The 18,530-nt window shown below is 44.0% G+C and carries 15 protein-coding genes; 6 read left to right on the forward strand and 9 right to left on the reverse strand.

Going from position 1 to position 18,530, the window contains the following annotated elements; all coding sequences use genetic code 11:
* Positions 1-196: 196 nt before the first annotated feature.
* The gene (locus R7M72_RS09440; RefSeq protein ID WP_315957175.1) at positions 197-2,521 is read left to right on the forward strand and encodes an FdhF/YdeP family oxidoreductase; all 2,325 of its coding nucleotides are present in this window, start codon (positions 197-199) and stop codon (positions 2,519-2,521) included.
* Positions 2,522-2,716: 195 nt separating this feature from the next.
* Positions 2,717-3,193 (forward strand): DM13 domain-containing protein, encoded by a 477-nt coding sequence (locus tag R7M72_RS09445; RefSeq protein ID WP_005376099.1) that lies wholly within the window; start codon positions 2,717-2,719, stop codon positions 3,191-3,193.
* A 198-nt stretch (positions 3,194-3,391) separates the two neighbouring features.
* Here R7M72_RS09445 and R7M72_RS09450 read toward each other — a convergent pair whose 3' ends face one another.
* On the reverse strand, positions 3,392-3,841 hold the full coding sequence (locus R7M72_RS09450) for a YkgB family protein (RefSeq protein ID WP_031781163.1): 450 nt from the start codon (positions 3,839-3,841) through the stop codon (positions 3,392-3,394).
* Positions 3,842-3,989: 148 nt separating this feature from the next.
* On the opposite strand from R7M72_RS09450, the gene R7M72_RS09455 reads away from it, so the two are divergent.
* From R7M72_RS09455 to R7M72_RS26325, 4 genes are all read left to right on the forward strand, one after another.
* On the forward strand, positions 3,990-4,790 hold the full coding sequence (locus R7M72_RS09455; RefSeq protein ID WP_031781164.1) for a PhzF family phenazine biosynthesis protein: 801 nt from the start codon (positions 3,990-3,992) through the stop codon (positions 4,788-4,790).
* Positions 4,791-5,021: 231 nt separating this feature from the next.
* Positions 5,022-5,315 (forward strand): transposase, encoded by a 294-nt coding sequence (locus R7M72_RS09460; RefSeq protein ID WP_225473094.1) that lies wholly within the window; start codon positions 5,022-5,024, stop codon positions 5,313-5,315.
* Between the two features lie 121 nt (positions 5,316-5,436).
* Positions 5,437-5,589 (forward strand): IS3 family transposase, encoded by a 153-nt coding sequence (locus R7M72_RS26320; RefSeq protein WP_225473093.1) that lies wholly within the window; start codon positions 5,437-5,439, stop codon positions 5,587-5,589.
* 58 nt (positions 5,590-5,647) lie between these two features.
* Positions 5,648-5,800 (forward strand): DDE-type integrase/transposase/recombinase, encoded by a 153-nt coding sequence (locus R7M72_RS26325; protein WP_390902713.1) that lies wholly within the window; start codon positions 5,648-5,650, stop codon positions 5,798-5,800.
* A 91-nt stretch (positions 5,801-5,891) separates the two neighbouring features.
* Here R7M72_RS26325 and R7M72_RS09465 read toward each other — a convergent pair whose 3' ends face one another.
* From R7M72_RS09465 to R7M72_RS09500, 8 genes are all read right to left on the reverse strand, one after another.
* Complete coding sequence (locus R7M72_RS09465; RefSeq protein ID WP_213899875.1) at positions 5,892-6,176, reverse strand: hypothetical protein; 285 nt, start codon at positions 6,174-6,176, stop codon at positions 5,892-5,894.
* Entirely contained in the window at positions 6,177-7,835 is a 1,659-nt protein-coding gene (locus R7M72_RS09470; protein WP_262634093.1) for a hypothetical protein, read from the reverse strand.
* A complete protein-coding gene (locus R7M72_RS09475) occupies positions 7,835-8,935 on the reverse strand; it encodes a VWA domain-containing protein (RefSeq protein WP_225473091.1) in 1,101 nt (366 codons plus the stop codon). Before R7M72_RS09475 ends, R7M72_RS09470 begins: the two co-directional genes overlap by 1 nt.
* On the reverse strand, positions 8,928-11,321 hold the full coding sequence (locus R7M72_RS09480) for a DUF5682 family protein (RefSeq protein WP_225473090.1): 2,394 nt from the start codon (positions 11,319-11,321) through the stop codon (positions 8,928-8,930). Before R7M72_RS09480 ends, R7M72_RS09475 begins: the two co-directional genes overlap by 8 nt.
* Positions 11,308-12,402 (reverse strand): AAA family ATPase, encoded by a 1,095-nt coding sequence (locus R7M72_RS09485; protein ID WP_315957174.1) that lies wholly within the window; start codon positions 12,400-12,402, stop codon positions 11,308-11,310. Before R7M72_RS09485 ends, R7M72_RS09480 begins: the two co-directional genes overlap by 14 nt.
* A gap of 73 nt (positions 12,403-12,475) precedes the next feature.
* Positions 12,476-16,252 carry a DUF4132 domain-containing protein gene (locus tag R7M72_RS09490; protein ID WP_315957173.1) on the reverse strand — a complete coding sequence of 1,259 codons (3,777 nt, stop codon included), beginning with the start codon at positions 16,250-16,252 and terminating at the stop codon, positions 12,476-12,478.
* A gap of 189 nt (positions 16,253-16,441) precedes the next feature.
* Positions 16,442-17,773, reverse strand: a complete 1,332-nt coding sequence (locus tag R7M72_RS09495) for a glutathionylspermidine synthase family protein (protein WP_225473087.1) — start codon at positions 17,771-17,773, stop codon at positions 16,442-16,444.
* A gap of 48 nt (positions 17,774-17,821) precedes the next feature.
* Positions 17,822-18,529: a hypothetical protein gene (locus R7M72_RS09500; protein ID WP_225473086.1), complete on the reverse strand. Its 708-nt coding sequence runs from the start codon at positions 18,527-18,529 to the stop codon at positions 17,822-17,824.
* Position 18,530: the final 1 nt, after the last annotated feature.

Genomic DNA, 18,530 nt, shown 5'->3' on the forward strand with positions numbered 1-18,530 from the left:
GGCGGGTATCCGATATCAAGAATCTAGATAAGTAAACGCTCGGACAAGCGAGAGCATGTTGAGTGGTTACTTATTTGGATTAAAAAATACATGGATTAGAAACTAAGCCCTTCAATACTTCCGCATTATCTCAATAAATAACGCGCTTGTTTTCACGGGCACCCTGCTTGCTGGTATATCTGCGAGGAGTAAAGTCGTGAGCCAAAAAGAACAAATAAAAGCATACAAAGGTCCAGCTGGTGGTTGGGGTGCACTGAAAGCCGTAACCAGAAGTTGGTGGGGCAGTGAAAATGCAGTTAAAAACATTCGCACTATGCTCAAAACCAACCAAAATGGCGGTTTCGACTGCCCGGGATGTGCATGGGGTGAGTCGCCAGATAGTGGTAAAGTCAATTTCTGTGAGAATGGCGCGAAAGCGGTAAACTGGGAGGCGACCAATCGTCTGGTTGATCCTGAGTTTTTTGCCAATCACAGCGCTTCTTCTCTCTCAACTCAAACCGATTACTGGTTGGAATACCAAGGCCGTATCACGCACCCAATGCGATACGATGCTGAATCCGATCACTACGTGCCAGTCTCTTGGGATGAGGCTTTTGCACTTGTCGCGAAACATCTCAATCAATTGGATTCGCCACACCAAGCTGAGTTTTATACCTCTGGTCGTGCAAGCAACGAAGCGGCGTTTTTGTATCAGCTATTTGTGCGCGCATTCGGTACCAACAACTTCCCAGATTGTTCCAACATGTGTCACGAAGCCAGTGCAATAGGGATGAAAGACACCATTGGCGTTGGTAAAGGCACAGTGATCTTTGATGATTTTGAAGAAGCCGACGCGATTTTTGTGATTGGTCAAAACCCGGGCACGAATCACCCACGAATGCTTGAACCTCTGCGCGAAGCGGTAAAACGTGGTGCACAGGTTATCTGTCTAAACCCGCTGAAAGAGCGCGGATTAGAGCGTTTCCAAAACCCACAAATGCCGATTGAGATGTTGAGTAACGGCTCAGAGCCTACCAACACGGCGTACCTGCGTCCTGCTTTAGGTGGAGACATGGCAGTGTTTCGTGGCATCGCGAAATTCTTGTTGCAATGGGAACGCGAGGCATTGCAAAACGGTGGCAAAGCGGTATTTGACCGTGAGTTCATCAAGCAACACACGATAGGTATTGATGAGTATTTGGCTGAAGTGGACGCAACCTCTTGGGAACACATCGCGGAACAATCGGGTCTTGATTTAAGTGAAATCGAGATGGTGGCGAGCATGTATCGACGTGCAGAACGTGTGATCATGTGTTGGGCGATGGGGTTGACTCAGCATCGTCACTCTGTACCAACCATTAAAGAAGTCGCAAACGTGCAAATGTTACGAGGTAACGTTGGTAAGCCGGGCGCGGGTCTTTCACCAGTGCGTGGTCACAGTAACGTTCAGGGCGACCGTACGATGGGCATTGATGAAAAACCTTCAGAGCTGTTGTTGGATCGCATTGAAAGTCGATTTAACTTTGCCGTCCCGCGCGGTGAAGGCCACAACACTGTGCAAGCCATTAAAGCGATGGAAGAAGGGCAAGCGAAAGTATTTATCGGTTTGGGCGGCAACTTTGCACAAGCAACGCCAGACACAGAACGTACGCACAACGCGATGCGAAACTGTAATTTAACCGTACACATTTCGACGAAGTTAAATCGTTCTCACCTTGTCACAGGTAAAGATGCGCTTATTCTTCCGTGCTTAGGCCGTACTGAGATTGATCAGCAAGCGACTGGCCCACAAGGCGTGACGGTTGAAGATACCTTCAGCATGGTACATATCTCATTTGGTCAGCTAAAACCGCGTTCGGAGCATTTGCGTTCAGAACCAGCGATTATTGCCGGTATTGCCAATGCTACACTCGGGGCAAAACCAATTGATTGGTTGTGGGCGATTGAAGATTACGACCGTATTCGCGATTTGATTGCCGACACGATTTCGGGTTTTACCGACTTTAACCATAAGCTTAAACAACCGGGTGGATTCCACTTGGTAAACCCAGCTGCCGAGCGTCGATGGAATACACCAAGCGGCAAAGCACAGTTCAGCTCTAGCGAGTTGCCGAAGCAGTTGATCAGCGAAGCGATACTCGAAAAAGGCCAAAAGCCAGATTTGATCTTGCAAACCATGCGCTCACACGACCAATACAATACGACACTTTACGGCTTGAATGACCGTTATCGTGGAGTATTTGGTATGCGCGAAGTGCTGTTTATCAATGAAGCGGATATTCGTAAACTCGGTTTTGAACCGGGAGACAAAGTGGACATGGTGTCATTGTGGGAAGATGGCGTTGAGCGCCGTGTGAGCGGATTTACGCTTGTTGCCTATGATGTACCAGCAGGTCAGGCGGCGGCTTACTATCCAGAAACAAACCCATTAGTTCCTTTGGACAGTTATGGGGATAGAACGTTTACGCCAACCTCTAAGTTTATTGCGATAAAATTGGAAAAATCGATATCCGATAAAATCGCTTTGGTGGAAGCGGAATAGTGACTAAACCGGCACAACGACATTTCCGATAAGCAAACGGCTGATATTAATTATCAGCCGTTTTTAATTGCGTTCAGTCTGCATTTAGTGCGCATAGCTTGTGTATAATGTTGATGACATTATGCTGCTCGATAATAGACAGATAAGGCCGATTTGAATCTAATTTCAAGTAGTAAAACTAATAAGAAGATGCTTATGACCTTGAAAAATATAATTAAATTAACAATCAGTCACTTAGTGGCAGTTTCTATTGGCATTGCGATAGGTATCTATACTTTACCGATCCTTATTGCACCACCTGCGCCGACCGATGAACAAGTTGCTAAGAGCAAGCAAGGCGCAGAATACAGCGCAGTGTTTAAGAGGGAACTCAAAGGTAGCGACGCTTTTCATTGGGGAGAGGGAGAAATTCACTTGAGTTCTGAAGTCATTACGTTGGTAGGAAAACTCGCTCCCGGACCAGACTATAAACTCTATCTATCTCCTAAGTTTGTCGAAACGGAACAAGAGTTTAATGACCTTAAATCTGAAATGAGCTTAATTGGTGATGTAAAAACGTTCGATAACTTCGTTGTTGAGGTTCCTCAAAGCACTTCAATTTCTGAATACAATACGGTTGTTGTATGGTGCGAGACATTCGGTGAGTTCATTACTTCGGCAAAGTATCAATAAACCTTAGCAGTAGAGTAAAAGGCTTTTCTTTTCACTTTACGCTAGGATGTTGTTTCGCATCATTAGAAGGCAAAGACGCTTAAACATTCTAAATTTAAGAGTCTTTGTTTAGAGTTATTGACAGAACCATTCGACTTGTAAGTCGTTTGCACCTTTCAGGCTACGTTCTGGAAAAACAAGATTTCGAACTATTTAGAGTTATTCTCTGTTTGGCTTGTTTCGTTCGATGACGCTAATCGCAATGGCTAAAAATAGAATATCTTTTACTAAAAAGAAGTTTGTCACCAAAACCCCATCAGATACTTTCCATGTATTCGGTGTCGTAATTAGAAAGCTGAGTGTCGCAAGAAAAATAATTGCGGCGGCTATGCCAGAAAAATAAGCGACTCGTGTATTTTTAAGGCCAACGATTAATCCAATAGCGACAATGATTTCTGTTGCGCCAATGATGTTTGATACGGCTTGAACTGACATCACATCATACAACCAACTCATCAGAAAATGATTTTCAACGAGCGGTTGTATAAGCTTGGCCTCTGTAGGTGTGAATTTATAAATACCAATCCATATTAGAACTAAAGAAACGCCGAAAACTCCGATAAAATATCCAATTGAGTCACATTGATGATGGCTTTTTACGTTTTGCATAATTAACTACATTCTCCTGTTTGTTAGCGCTTCCAACAAGACCTATAAGGTTGGTAGAAAATTTCATAGGTTTTTTTTCGCTCAAACAACAGATATTAAAAATCACGTGATACAGAATTACGTGTTTGATAGAACTTAAGGATATTTCGTGGAAGTTAAAATTTTTCAGGTTGACTCGTTTACATCAGAGGTTTTCAAAGGTAATCCCGCGGGTGTTTGTATCACAGAGTCAAGCCTTGATGAGGAAACGATGTTGGCCATCGCGGCCGAGATGTCGTTATCTGAAACGGCATTTCTGTCACTCAGTACAATGCAACTTCGTTGGTTTACACCGAGGACGGAAGTTGCTTTGTGTGGACACGGCACACTTGCAACGGCGCACGTTCTGAAAGAGCAGGGGTTATATAATACTGGAGATACGATTGAGTTCGTTACGCTATCTGGGGTTTTAACTGCACAACTCGATCATGAAGAAATTCATTTGGTGTTTCCTGCTCCAACTTTAGATATGCGAGCTAGTATTAACAAAGACTTACTTCATGGTTTGGGGCTAGATGCCGCCAATGTAGTCGCCTACGGTCAGTTTGATAATAAGCAGTTGGTCGTCATTAATGATGAATTTGTGCTTGAACAGCTCGACCCTGATTTTGGTGCGCTGCTTAAACAAAAAGGCCGTGGCGTCGTCATCACTGCTCAATCAAGCACTGACGCCGATTTTGTCTCTCGATACTTCGCGCCTTGGGTAGGTGTTAATGAGGACCCAGTTACAGGCTCTGCACATTGCGCTTTATGTGTTTACTGGGCTAAAGAGCTCAACAAAAAGCAACTGAAAGGCTTCCAAGCCTCCAAGAGAAGTGGGGTCGTCCATACAGAGTTGTTAAGCACTGAGCACGTTAAGCTTTCTGGAAATGCAGTAACGATATTGCGAGGATATATGAGAATCGCGTAGCGGTCCTTGTGGGAATGATTTTATTTTCGTGTTACCCAATACTCAATAGTGAAGACGCTTGAATGCTGCTTATTTAAGTGGCTGATTTTTTTTTAAAAACACCCCTGGCACGGTGGTGTATAACGATTGGAGAGTTATATGAAAACTATCGGCCTTCTAGGTGGTATGTGAATAGCCACCGACTTGATAGACACCTTTTAGTTAGGCAAAATGACTAAAAGAGAGGTGCTTATGAGCAGCAAAAGATATCCAGAAGAATTTAAAATTGAAGCGGTCAACCAAGTGATTCAGCATGGCTATGCCGTTAACGACGTTGCTGCTCGCTTGGTGATATCCAGTAAGACGCTTTATAACTGGGTATCAAAGTTCTCTAAGCCACCGACTCAGTGTAAACAAGATGGCGATCTTCTCACTGAAATTGCGCGCTTGAAGAAGCAACTCAAGCGAGCCGAGCAAGAAAGGTATATTTTAAAGGAAGCCGCAAGGTTGTTTGCCAACGAGTCAAAGAACGATACGCGTTCATAAAATCTCGCAGTCATCACTACCCCATCCGAGCGATGTGTCGCTGCTTAGGGCTACACCCTAGTGGTTATTACACATGGCTGAAAGAGCCACAAAGTAAGCAGTATATTGAAGAAAAAAGCTGTTGCTCAAAATCAAACAGCTTTGGCTTGAGGGTGGTGGTTTACATGGATACCGCAATCTTCACTTGGATTTAAAGGATGAGAAAATAGCCTGTGGGAGAAATCGAGTTCTGAGATTAAAGCAGAACGCTAACCTCAAAGTTTTACGAGGTTAGAAGCGTCCAAAAGTGGATTACTCCGGTCTTTAATAATGGCCTCAATAGAGAGTTTTAAGTGTTAGCGCCAAATCAGTGGTGGGTGAGCGATATCATTTATATCCACACGCACGAAGGATTTTTGTTCTTGGTGGTTGTAATGGATTTTTACGCTCGGCAAGTTGTCGGTTGGTCTATGTCACCAAGAATACGGAGGATCTTGTTTTATTAGCGATCACGATGGCATATTGGAACTGAAAGCATGAGTCGCCAACCCAAAACTGCGACATAGATATATAAAGATAAGATAATTGTGCTCATGCTCAATTATTAGGCATGTATAAACTAATCGCCGTACGATTTATCCCTTCCATGTAATGCAGAAGGTGGCGGAAGGCGTTTGCTGGTGCTCTCTCAGCCTGTGTAGGATGTAATAATTCATAGCAATAATCATTAAGTGGATGAAAACCAAGTAATGCCGCTTGCTGTCGCCACGCTTCAAGTTGCTGTTTGGTTTTTGGGCGTAAGTTATGAGCCCCTTGCTGTAGAATCGCGTGAGATAACTGTTGCCATTTCAGTAAAAAATCAGAGAGTTGATTTCGTTCCATTTAGTTTTTGTCCTTTGTTTTTATTTGCACTAAGCCGAATTTTTCATCAGAGAGTGGGGTTTTGGTAAACATCGCCAATACCTCAAAATAACTCTGTTTTGCATTGCAGTTCCAGCGACCAAAGAGCAGTTGCTGATGCTCATTACTCATAGATAAGTCTATATTTTTTGGGATACGAACATTCACCCTTGTATCGCATGTGGTAACGATCTCCGCTTCTTGATAGTGACAATATGGCATGTGTTGCGTCTGGTATGCTTGTTCGCAGCATAGCCAACCTAATTGATCCGTATTGGATGCAAAACGGTTTGATAAACGACGGGTTTGCATACGCTGCCATTGGGCACGAACCTGAAGTTCTGGGTGATCAAACAAGGTTTCCCATTCAATATCGGTAGGAGACGATGTGATTTTAGTATCTTTTATGGATAACTCATTGTGATGCGTTATTTTTGATTGCGCCGAAAACGACATCAGTGCCAATGAAGGCAGAGCTTTGAGATCGCACTGAGTATGCGCAAACGCCAATTGACTATTCCAGCCTTGATTTCGCTGTGCTTTTCGACCATCGGTGATGGTAGTCCATTGGTGCTGAACATGATCATAAAGATAAAAACGATACCCTTGAGCGCCTTTATCGGTACGCCAAAACTCCACACTTATCCCCATTAGGTTGTGATAACTCACTGGATGATAACGGCGCTTGTGTTCACCCGCTAAGAGATACAGTGGACAAGGCAGTGGCGTTTGTTGTAAAGCATGAAGTTGCAAGCTTAATGCCGTGATCTGCGGTATGACGGTGGCGTAGTCAACATCAATATAGTTAGCGACTAAATACTCAATCGTATTCAATACACTATTGAGTTGGGCTGACAGAGAGGGTAAATCCACTTGGTTTAACTCAAGTACCAAAGTATGCGCTTGTGCCAGTTGTGCAGGAACGATGTTTTGCACGCCCACTGAGAGCGTCTCTTCTAACCATTGTTCTAATTGCTGTAATTGAGCGCGTTGCTTATCGCTGATTTGTTCAATGAAGATCGCCTCATCCATGGCTAAGGTATTGCCTTGTATGGAAAGTGCAATCAGTGCCGCCGCTTGGTGTACGCAAGGGTGTTGTTTGCATGAGCAGGTGGCAAGTTCCCATTGCGACGCTCGTGGGAAATAGAGACGAAAGGATTTGCTGCTTGCGAAATGACATTGAACGATGGCGTGTTCATCATGGATTTCTACATCAAGGGTAATCCCTTTTCGCCAGTGCTGAATGGCCTTGGTGACGGTGCTCTTTCCCATAATAGGGGCGAGGTCATCACAGTGCTGTATAAACCAATCGTTAAGGGAAAAAGGCGCCAAAGAGGAGGCGACCTCTGTGGTGGTTTCAGGAGTAGTTTGACTTTCACATTGACGTAATGCAATAAAAAACGCCACTTTATGAAAGCAGGTATTGATGGCACCACACGAGCAAGTTAAGGCATCAATGCTCTTTTCACTGAGCGTTAATTGGTGTTGATCAATGACGCCATTTAGGTGAGAGGGGGTGATGTCCCACTCACTGATATCCATATCTTGGCTTTGTTTGGTGGCGCGACGTAATAAACCGCGATTTGTCCAGTTAACTAAGAAATCATCGCTTAATTGTTGCGACCAGTGTAGCAATGTCATTATTTGATTACCTCAGCAACCCATTGACTTAAATGTTCGGGCGTCATTGATGCTATCTCCATCCCCTTATGTAACAGTTGGTTGGTGATTTGATTGTCGTACTGTGGAATGCCCGCCGTATCTAATGCCGTTAATCCAAGCAGGGTTACGCCATCGCGGTGCATTTTTTCAGTATAGTGATACAGCGAAGCGGGTGAGCCACCTTCATAGAAATCACTGATCAATACCACCATGCTACGAGCCGGATCCGTGATGCGTTCATGCGTGTATTGCATGGCTAAACCGATGTTTGTCCCACCACCTAATTGAGAATTCAACAAGATGGCCAGAGGATCCCCTGCATGATCGGTGACATCGACAACCCGTGTATCAAATAAATAAAGTTTGACATTGAGCATAGGCAATCGACAAAAAATGGTGGCTACCACAGCGGCATGGATCAAGGAATTTAACATCGAACCACTTTGGTCAACCACCAAATGAATGTCCCACGGCACTTTATTTTGTTGGGTTTGATAAAAGAAAGGGCGTTCTAAAATAAACGTCTCTGTGTCAATTTGGTAGTGCTTTAAATTTCGTTTAATGGTGTGATGCCAATGCGTATAGGATAACGGCATCGGTTGTGCGTGGCTCATCGGTATTCTGTGATGAGAAAAAACACTGCGAATTTGTTGTACGAGTACCTCTTCTAACTCTTTGCATACGGTTTGAATAATGCGTTCTAGCTCAGAATGAAGAGAGGCTGGGATTTGTTCGCGAAACGATAACAGCAGTTGCAATAAATCCAAATCGGCCGTTTGTTGCTTGAGGGTATCTTCATCGAGTAGCAGCGATGTTAAGCCATAGCGCGCTAAACCGTGTTGTTGTAAAATCTCTACGGTGGATTTAGGAAAGGCTTTTTTTACGCTTGAGAGCCATGTTATTGGGCTAGGTAAACCGCTGTTGATGCCACCTTTAGACGACACGGTAAATCGGTCTTTATATTCCTGTGAATACAGTTGATCCAGACACTGATCTTTTAATGCGTCTTCTTGATTAAGGGTGTGTGAATAGCGTTGGCCTAAGATTAACCGCCAACGTCGATTTTGCTCATTAGTCATGAGAGATCCCCCATAATGATAGCCACTCTTCAGCTAGGTGTTGAAGTTGATTCGCTTGAAGTAAAGTATCATGACTTGGTATCGTTAAATTGAGCCATAAAGTATCGCTCTCTTGGTGACATAAGTGCCCAAACTCTTCGATTTGATTAGGGGTCATGAGCATAAAGGCGCGACGCAAAGCGGGAAGCGTGTGCAGAAAATCGTGTTCATCAAACTCAGAAATGATCTGATCTAACGCCGGTTGGATCGCATCATAATATTGGTATATTTGCGTGTCGACTAAGCCCAACCCATAACAGAAATCCCCCAGAGAATCCGGAGTGAGATGGCATTGGCTGGCGGCACTTCTCATCATTAATATCACGTTTTGTTGTTCATCTTCTTCGTTTGAAGAGGGAGCAATCGATAAGGCCAATCCTGCAAATACCCCTTGTATCTCAAAAGGGACGGCAATGTCAGACAGCGAATGAATCGCATCCAATAAAAAATAGGCCGGACATAATTGTGGCATTCGATTAATCAGCTTTCCAAGATCAGAAAGCAAGGTTGCCTCAGCGGTGCTGGAATGCCCATTAATGGCACGAGGCAGCCGAGTGCAAAGACGAACATAACAACGGTAAATCAAGCGTTCTATCTCGTTTTTCGTGTCTTGCACAAACAGCGAACTGTTCCATTGAGAGCGAAATAACAGCGTCAGTGTTTGATTAAGAATATGCAGATCACTTTCTTTATCCACCTGCTCAGAGAGGCGATGTAAGAATGGGGTAAGCCATTTTTCCAGCCCCATCTGCAAAGAACGCAATAGCAACGCCACAAGATTTTCGCTGTTTAGGTATTCATCAGCGAGGTGTTGTTGTATTTTATAGTTGATCGCTTCTACAATGGTGCTGCCTTGGTAGCCAAGCTCAATTAATGTGGTTTCTGTAGTAAGTTCGTATTGAATCAGCCACTTTTCTCGTACGCGATAAAGATCCGTTTGAGTGACAAAATTCGGGCCTGCGATCTGAGTGGCGTAAGGAATCGATAAAAAAGCCAAACGATGTAAACACTGAGAAAGCGCAAGGTGTTTGGGACTTCGATAAATAGCCAGCTCTTTAGTAATAGTGAGATCACTGAGTGTTTTTGGTAATGCAAAAGCATCACATTGACGGTGAAAGTCAATGATGATCGGCGAAGAAGGCAGCGTATTCGGCACCTTTCCGTATTGTGAATCAACAAAAAAAGCATCAAGCCATAATGAAAAACGCGATATGTGATCGCTTAAGCTCGGATCTTTTTCTAAGATTAAGCACGCGGCCTCACAAAACTCACTGCGTCCGACTGGCACTTGGCGCAGTTGAGCTAAATGCTCGGCGGCCACCACCAAATCGACCAATTGCGGCATGGCAACAGGGTGCTCTTTTTGCTGTAAGAATGACATGAGCTCTGTCGCCAGTTCCGTGTGCAGGCGGGTGGCTAGTGTTGCTCGTTCTTTCTTCGTGCTTGATTTTAGTTTTTTCCACCAATGCGCATAATAGCCACTTTGCGATAAATGCGCGCCGTACTGGGGATGACTTAATCGTGATAAAGGATAAGGGATCAGGTATTGATAAGACGTTTCCACTTTTATTTGAGGTAAAAAATCGGAGGTGCCTTGTTGTAAATAGTGCGAGATCCCCATGCAGTGAAACGCACCACAGACCACCAATACGCGTTTTCCCTCTTGGATATGAGGCGCAATGTGGCTTGCCATGTACTGTTCACGGTATTGAGTGTGACGATCCGTCTCGACACGCCCCTCCCGCATTTGCAGTCCAAATAGGTGCATGCGTGTAAAAAACTCAGAAGGTGACAAGGTCACATTGGCTTCAAAATGGCGATCCCACCACTGATCAAAATGTTCGCACCCAGAGCGTTGAAGTAACGCGTCAAGGTAACGGTGTTGAAAATGCTTTTTTTCACTGGAAGCGTAAATTAACGGGTTATTTCCTTCTTCGTTTTCCTCTTCCTCGTTACTCTCATTCCAATAACCGTAAGGCAAATCAATAAATTGGCAAGGAATGTTCTTTTTCTTTGCGACTTTTAGAGCGTTCCATTCAGGTGACATCTCTGCAAATGGGATAAACCCGCGTTGAGCATAAGGGTCACTCTGGGTCTCATTCGTTAAGCGTGCTTGTTTGTGTAGATAAATCGCCACTGGCGCTTGGCATTCATCGGCTTGCATGTAGGGCAGCAAGGATTGTGCATCATGTGGTGTTTCAATGAGAATCACATCAGGTTTGGCTTGTTTGATCAATTGCAACAAGTACCAACTGCATGTTGGACTGTGATGACGAATGGGAGCCCAAATGAGGTTATTATCGTGATGGAATTGAGCCGCAAGAGAAAGAAGATCAGATCCCTGCATGTTTGCATCCATCTAAGAATAGGGCCCATTGTGGGTCATTCGCACGCTGACGAGTGATCACCCGGATGTAATCGCTTAATGATTCATGATCTTTTTGATTGTCTTTAATGACGGTGCCCATTAAAAATTGAGCCAAATGCACAGGAGTAACGTGATTATCCCCAAAGTAGTGGCACTGCATGGCGGCATGAAAGGCTAAGTTGATGCTTTCAGGTATGGAGAGTAACGTCGAAGGCGTTGGGATGCTCACTCCTGCCACTTGGCCTGATTTCAATTCATCAAATGCCGTGACTAATACATCAATGGTGTCATTCTCTAAACGTAAATCGACTTTTTCATGTTTGAGTCGATCATTCACTTGCGTCATGACTAATTCAATGCGTTGCTGGCGTTGAGCTAAGGGTTTCAATACTTCAAAATTAAAACGACGCTTGAGAGCAGAAGACATTTGATTAACGCCTCGGTCGTTTAAATTTGTAGATGCAATGATGGTGAATCCAGGCTGAGATAATAGGTAGTTGGTCTCAGATTGAATCTCTGGAATGTGCAAAATGCGATCCGATAAGATAGGGATCAGGTTATCTTGCACTTCTGTTGGGCAGCGCGTTAACTCTTCAAAACGCATGATGGCCCCTTGTTTCATGGCATTAAAGAGTGGGCCGGGTACCATGGCATCCATGGTTGGGCCTGATTTTAGCAGGGTAGCGTAGTTCCAACTGTAGCGAATGTTTTCTTCAAATAACCCAGCACTGCCTTGAACGGTATAGGTACTGTTACCACAGATAGCGGCGCTCAGCAGTTCAGACAGTAACGATTTTGCGGTGCCAGGCTCACCAACAAGCATTAAGCCTTGTTGACCAAGCAGCGTGACGATGGCGCGCTCTACCACCGCATCGTTACCGTAAATTTTACGTGTGATGATTTGCCCTGAAATTGGCGTGTCGCTACCAAGAATGAAGGTGCGTACCGCTTTAGGACTGAGTTGCCAATGAGCGGGCTTTGATGATGTATCCGCATCTTGTAGTGCTGTTAATTGTTCTTTGTACAGTTGCTCTGCGGGTAATCGTTGTACTGCAAACATGGTTAATCCATTTCATGTGAGTCATGCCACCAATAGGGAGTTGATGGCATGTATTAACGTGTTTAATGTAGGGTTATTTTATTGATTCAATATCATTAATTACTTCACTGTAGACCATTGGGGAGACGTTACCCAGCTCCAGTAAGTGATTGTTGCGATCCGAATAATAATGATAATCACCCGTGAAAAACTTAACGTGTGGGATGGTTTGATTCTCGTCATAATCGTACGATCCCATACAAAAGCCTTCTTCCATATAAATCAGGGCGCTGATGTTGGCTTGAACAAAGTATTTTTCGAACCATTGCACCGAGCCGCCATCCAAAGGCTCACCGGTTCGCCATCCACGTTTTTCCAACGAGCTGCGCATACGTGATGTGCCGAATTTTTCTTTTTTATAGCGAGTGATCGTTTTATACGCGTGATCGTCTTCGGCTAACGTAAAGGTTGGGCGTGACAATTGAGCAAAAGGCGGCACAATCTCATAATCATCCAATAGATTATTCCACTCGATGCACGTTGCTTCTTCCAGCGTTAATGGGTGGACGACAGAGAACAGGCTCTCGTTGTCTATCGTAATGTTTTCATCATCAATATCCACAAACTGGTTGCTTTCGTCTAGACGAGCAAGCGTGATCTTATCTTGGTGCTGAATTGACCAAACCACACGACGTGCAATGTAACTGAGTAGTGGGTTGTGACCCCATGTTTGATTAAATAAGCTTGGTGAGAAAAGACGACCGGTGATCATCGCTTGCTCTAAACGATCAACCGCATTACGGTACACTTGTTTGATGTGTTTACGGAATTGAGTCAGCTCTGCGCGGCGTACTTTTAACAGCTCAGCATCATCGTCTTTACGTGTCGCTGGTGCCGATTTTAGCACTTTGCCATCTAAGCTGGTGATCAGTGAACCTTCATCGCAGAGTGTTAACGTTAGCGTACGCTCCCCAAATGGGAAAGCCGCGTTTCCTTGTTGGTCAAAGCCGAGATCCGCAGACACAAGATCTGAAATCTCATCGCGAGAAATGCCTCTTTCTTTTGCCAGTTGATTCAGGGCTTTAATGCAGCGCTCTTTCAATCCTTGGCTACGGGCTTTGCGTGACCAGTGATCCAGCCAAGTGAGTGCCACGGTAGAGCTTTGGTAAGCTAAGACTTCAACTTTATAGAAGGCACTGGCAGACGCCCCGTTGCGTGATTCATCATCGAGATCTTTGCCGTAGGCTTGCATCAAGGTGTCATCACCCAGTAAAGCCGCAGAGAACAATACCCATCCTAAGCGACGCGATTTATCATCCGCTTGTTGATAGAGGGCGTCCCATAACGGTTTGAAGCCTGCGTTATCACAGTGTGCGATCACCTTAACCAATAAACTTGAGTGCTGTTTCGCGCTCTCTTCTGATAATTTAGAGATCACCCATTGCATGACTTTTGGTGGTAACGGGTTACCTGTTGTCCAATGAAGTGATGGTAAATTCTCAAGCTCGATGCCTTTTGGTAGTGCGCCAGCAAATTCACTTAATAGTGCTTCAAGCTGGGTAAGGGTATCCGTTGAAAGTGGTGCATCGGCATCTAATTGCGTTTCAAGCTCGCTCTGAGCTAGCGTGATCGTAATGGCGATGTTGTTCATCAATAGGCTTAATGTATGGTTTTTCTCTTTTACTCGGGCTTTATTTAATGCCGGAAGCGCCTCTGGAATAGGGGCTTGAGATAAGGCTTCAGCCACTTGCTTTCGAGTCGCGAGTTTTTTATGCGCCAATAGGTCAATAATGATAGGGTACGTCTCATTTGGCGACCATTGAAGCGCTAATGCCATTGATCGTGCTGAGGCATTGGGACTGAACGCTTTAAATACGGTTAACGTATTGGCGGATTGCAGTGGTAAATAGAGTGACCATAGCAGATCCATCGCCAGAGAATCCATTGTGGATAAGATAATCTCCGCGGCCTTAATGGCATTCTCTTGGTAATACTCTAGGAAAAACTGAAATGCGTGTTTATTGGTTTCTGTATAACCGCCATCAGCCTCGATATCTTGAACCCAAAAAGTCAGGCAAAGCAGTGCATTTTGCTCATTATTATCATGGTGTTCCATGAGTTTTTTAAATAATGCTAGCTGATAATAGTGTGGACAAACGTGATGAATTATGGCACTCAGTGTCACCACTAAAGCACGCTCACCATGTTGGCTCAGCAAGTTATTGGCGATTTGTTCGACATAAGAATCGAAGTTTTTCACCCAATTTTCAGAGGTGTCACAGCCACACTCAGGATCACGACAGTTTGCATTGGCTTTGATGGATTTAATGGCTTGCTTAACGGTTTTATGATCATCATTAGACACGGCTTGTAATAATTGTTTCACCGTATTCGCTGGATTTGTATCAACACTCACCTCATTTTCTTGTCCGGATAGAGTGGCAAGCAATGATTTTATCTCAGCGACTTTTTCTTTTTTGAACAATGGCGTCGTTGTGCTCACGATGATGTCGGTCAGGCTTGGATCTGACACCAATGAAAGCAATGCTTCACACGCGTGAAAGCGCACATTTTTTTTACGAGAAGATAAGGCATTCAATAATGCATCACTTGCTGTGGAACCTTGTTTAAGCAATCCTTTTGTTGCCGCTTGTCGTACGCTCTCAATGGTATCATCAAGATAGTCAATTAAGGTAGGGATCGCAGCAGGATCCGTCGAGACACTCAAGGCGTTGACAAGGAAAAAGCGCTGCGGGATTTTTTTGGTTTGGAGTGCAGAAATCAACACATGTGGAAAACCTGTACCAATAACAGCCAGCCCTTTTTCCTCTTTCTTATCAATGCGAAGCTCTGAGCGTCCCCAATCGACAATACGTTGAACCATGCGAGTGGCCACATTCTCATTACAGAAAAGGTTAAGAAGCTCTACTTTATGCAGATGCTTAAGTATGAATTTTTCCATGTGTTGGTCTGATAATGCCGACAACACAGCACTGTTTGTTCTTAGGTCGTAAGCACTTAAATGCTCAACAAGGTAATCCGCACGAGCGTCGTCAATCTGTTGATTTTGCTTTTTTAAATGTAATGCAAGCCAAGGAAATAACGCCATTGCTCGTGAATGGCCATCATAATTTTGTGGCACAGGGTAAGCTAAGGCTATTTGACAAATTGCGTCACTGTGTTGGTCGAAGTAAGGTGCAATGTCATCATAATCGACACGATGATTCTCAGCAATTATGCACAGTTGTTCTGGAGTGATGCTGTGACACGTGAATGCTAAGAAATCCAGAGAATATATATATCTTGCTTGCGTTGCAGCGATGTTGATGGCGTCACACACGTCTTGGTGTGGCCAGCATGCAAACATCTCCTCTAGTGTGCTTTGCTCTCTATCATCAACAACGTCCTCGGCAATTTTTGTTAGTAAGCAAGCAGGGGTTTGATCGACATTGATCTGTTTATTTTTTAAAAATTCAAAGTAGAGAGATAAAGAAATGGATTCTAAGAATGAAGGCAGCGCATCAATTAATGGTTGAACATCACCTTGAGCCTTCTTTATCAAAGACACCGAGTAGTCGGTCATTTTACCATATTGATTCCAACGATTGATGTTTTCAGGTTCTTTACTGGCTTGAGTAAATAAATCAATACAATCAGCAATGGTATAGCCATTAGAAGCCCCACTGAGTGTATACCATGAGTTTATCTCAGTCGCGAGATTGAGGATCTGCTTTTTGTGCAGTTCCCACAGTATATTCTTATATTGGTCGCCATCTTCAAAGTGCTCACGCAATTCATCTTTTATTTCATAAAAAGAGTCGTTGTCTTCAACAATTTTTTTAGCAATATTTAGTTCTGATTCAGTTATCATACTACGCTCACTATTTAGTGATTTATTTTTATTAAAAAGGTAAGTCTGCCTTGTCTTGGCGTCGTCGATCTTCTATCTGATTTGATCAACAATGCCATCTCGAATTAATGACCGTTTTCAGGAACCAAGCCCGCACCTTCAGTTGACTCGGTACACAGTGAGCGGCATTAGCTACAATGCCGCTTTTTCTTATTCAACGATATGTGGCATGAAACGTTCTTTATGAAGCTGGAGTACTTCACCTGTGAACTCTCTCACAGCGATACCGGAAGATTCCATATCTAGTGCTTCGCCATCTACCCACGGAGCGAGCCAAGAGCAAACGATGGCTTTTGTTTCGCCCTGATCTGCAGATGTAGTTGGGCAAAGTTCTTGATAAATGAAATCATCTTCAGCGTAAAATCCAGAGGTTTCGTGAACGAGCTTGTCATCATGATAGAACTCAATGTTGTTGCTCATTCGGCCTTGGAGCGGCTTTTTTACGTAATGTGAGAGGTGGGGGGGCTTTTCCATGAATGATGGAATAACGTATTGCCATGCTTCAGCGTTTGCAGTAACAAAAGCCTCTATTACACGATCTTCCTTAGCAAGCACGTCTTTTAAATACGTTAACCATGCCCAGACTCCCTTATTTGAGACGAACCATCGCCAAGCGGGCTCCATGAAACGTGTTTTATTAGACCACTTGTGCCACTCTAAAAGGGGATTAGACGTTTCAGCATATAGGTCCCGAACCATGTCTTCCCAAGGGTAGAGTGCGAAAATGTAATCTAACTCTAAATCGTCAAGTAACCACGTACTTCGATTTAGGGAGAAATCATAAACCAGCCTATTGATGTCGGAGAACTGGACCAAATGTTCGGTTTGCTCGTTAAATGCATGGAAAAGCAGTTCTGTAGTGATACAGTCTTCAGTCAACTTTGTATCACATAAGAAAGCCACACGCTTGGGCGATTTACCTATCACTCGGTCTAAAGTCTTAGTCAAGTTTTCATAATGTAGATTGTATTGGTCGTTTGCCTGATCGAGCTTAGTAACCAAATGATCCTGCATAATCACAGAATCATAATACATCGTTGGAGTGTCTAAGTTACCTTCGTAGAACTTTAAAACCTTACCATTCTCAAAATCATAGGCGATATCAAATCTGCCGTAGATTGCCTCATGATTTTGCTCATAGGTATGGATGGCATACTCAACAAACTCGGGAAACTGTTCGATGAATTCCCTTCCATAAAAGGTTGGAATTAGGGATTTGTAGGCTTCAGAAAAAAGAAAGTCTAGAGAATTGACGAGTAGATTGTAAACCTGCTCGGAAGCAATGTTGATGGCTTTAACCTCCTCTCGTGTAAAGCGATAGAAAGGGGTTTGGGCATCCTTATTCTCAGGAAAAACAAACTCGTCTTCCAATGGCGTTAAAGAAGTATTGCCACCATGAATCAATGCGATCGCAGATGTGCGGGGGCACTCTGCTTCCAGAGCGAAGTAATCTGGTGTCACGGGTAATAGTATTTTACGCATATTTGTGTGCATGAAGGGGGAGCCCCCCCCTTATTTCCTGAGATGAAACTATCCACCCCACGAGCGAGATGAACTGAAACCCATCGAGCTACTGCGGCTGGAAGAACGTTTTGTTGAGAACGCTTGACGTTGTTGAGATAGTGTCTTGTCGGATGATGCTTTTGCTTTGATTGCAGCGGCACGCTCGGCAGATGTTTTTTTAACAGTTTGCGCACTGTAGATCCGTTTCTCTTTGGACGTTGTCGTGCTGTAGCTATCCATCGTTGAGTAAGACGTACGCGAGTAGCTATTCCAACTCGAATAATTCGAGACGTGGCGATAACACTCGTTGTCGTCGTCATCAAAAAGATAGCCGGGTTCGCAATTTGACTGACTGCTCAACTCTCGAGCGAGTTGTGAGTTGGCTTTTCCGGAATGGGTCTTATCCAGTTGAATAATATATTCAGTCACGCCACTCTTCGTGTCACCTTTGACGTTCAGTACCGCGACGTACAGATACTTCACGTTATTGAGGTAACCGTATCGTGCACCTACAACTTCGGGATGAATCTTTTGAATTTCAGCCAGAAACTCTTTGAGTTCGATATCTTCGTTATTCAGTGTTAAAAGAACGTCATCAACAGCATTTTGAATTTGATCAGGCGAGGGCGTTATGGTGTTGTCGTATTGGTGAGAGGAGCTATGTACTGTGGCCATTACAGTCATGCCGGTAATGAAACCAGCGCCACCCACCAACGCAATCTGAGACTTTTTCATT

The organism is Vibrio sp. YT-18, from assembly GCF_033337345.1.
Taxonomy (GTDB): domain Bacteria; phylum Pseudomonadota; class Gammaproteobacteria; order Enterobacterales; family Vibrionaceae; genus Vibrio; species Vibrio alginolyticus.

Bases quoted from the DNA above. Each gene is read 5' to 3' on its own strand.
- R7M72_RS09465 (WP_213899875.1), bottom strand. From the start codon at position 6,176: ATGGAACGAAATCAACTCTCTGATTTTTTACTGAAATGGCAACAGTTA.
- R7M72_RS09480 (WP_225473090.1), bottom strand. From the start codon at position 11,321: ATGCAGGGATCTGATCTTCTTTCTCTTGCGGCTCAATTCCATCACGAT.
- R7M72_RS09495 (WP_225473087.1), bottom strand. From the start codon at position 17,773: ATGCGTAAAATACTATTACCCGTGACACCAGATTACTTCGCTCTGGAA.
- R7M72_RS09490 (WP_315957173.1), bottom strand. From the start codon at position 16,252: ATGATAACTGAATCAGAACTAAATATTGCTAAAAAAATTGTTGAAGAC.
- R7M72_RS09485 (WP_315957174.1), bottom strand. From the start codon at position 12,402: ATGTTTGCAGTACAACGATTACCCGCAGAGCAACTGTACAAAGAACAA.
- R7M72_RS09500 (WP_225473086.1), bottom strand. From the start codon at position 18,529: ATGAAAAAGTCTCAGATTGCGTTGGTGGGTGGCGCTGGTTTCATTACC.
- R7M72_RS09445 (WP_005376099.1), top strand. From the start codon at position 2,717: ATGACCTTGAAAAATATAATTAAATTAACAATCAGTCACTTAGTGGCA.
- R7M72_RS09460 (WP_225473094.1), top strand. From the start codon at position 5,022: ATGAGCAGCAAAAGATATCCAGAAGAATTTAAAATTGAAGCGGTCAAC.
- R7M72_RS09450 (WP_031781163.1), bottom strand. From the start codon at position 3,841: ATGCAAAACGTAAAAAGCCATCATCAATGTGACTCAATTGGATATTTT.
- R7M72_RS09475 (WP_225473091.1), bottom strand. From the start codon at position 8,935: ATGACTAATGAGCAAAATCGACGTTGGCGGTTAATCTTAGGCCAACGC.
- R7M72_RS09470 (WP_262634093.1), bottom strand. From the start codon at position 7,835: ATGACATTGCTACACTGGTCGCAACAATTAAGCGATGATTTCTTAGTT.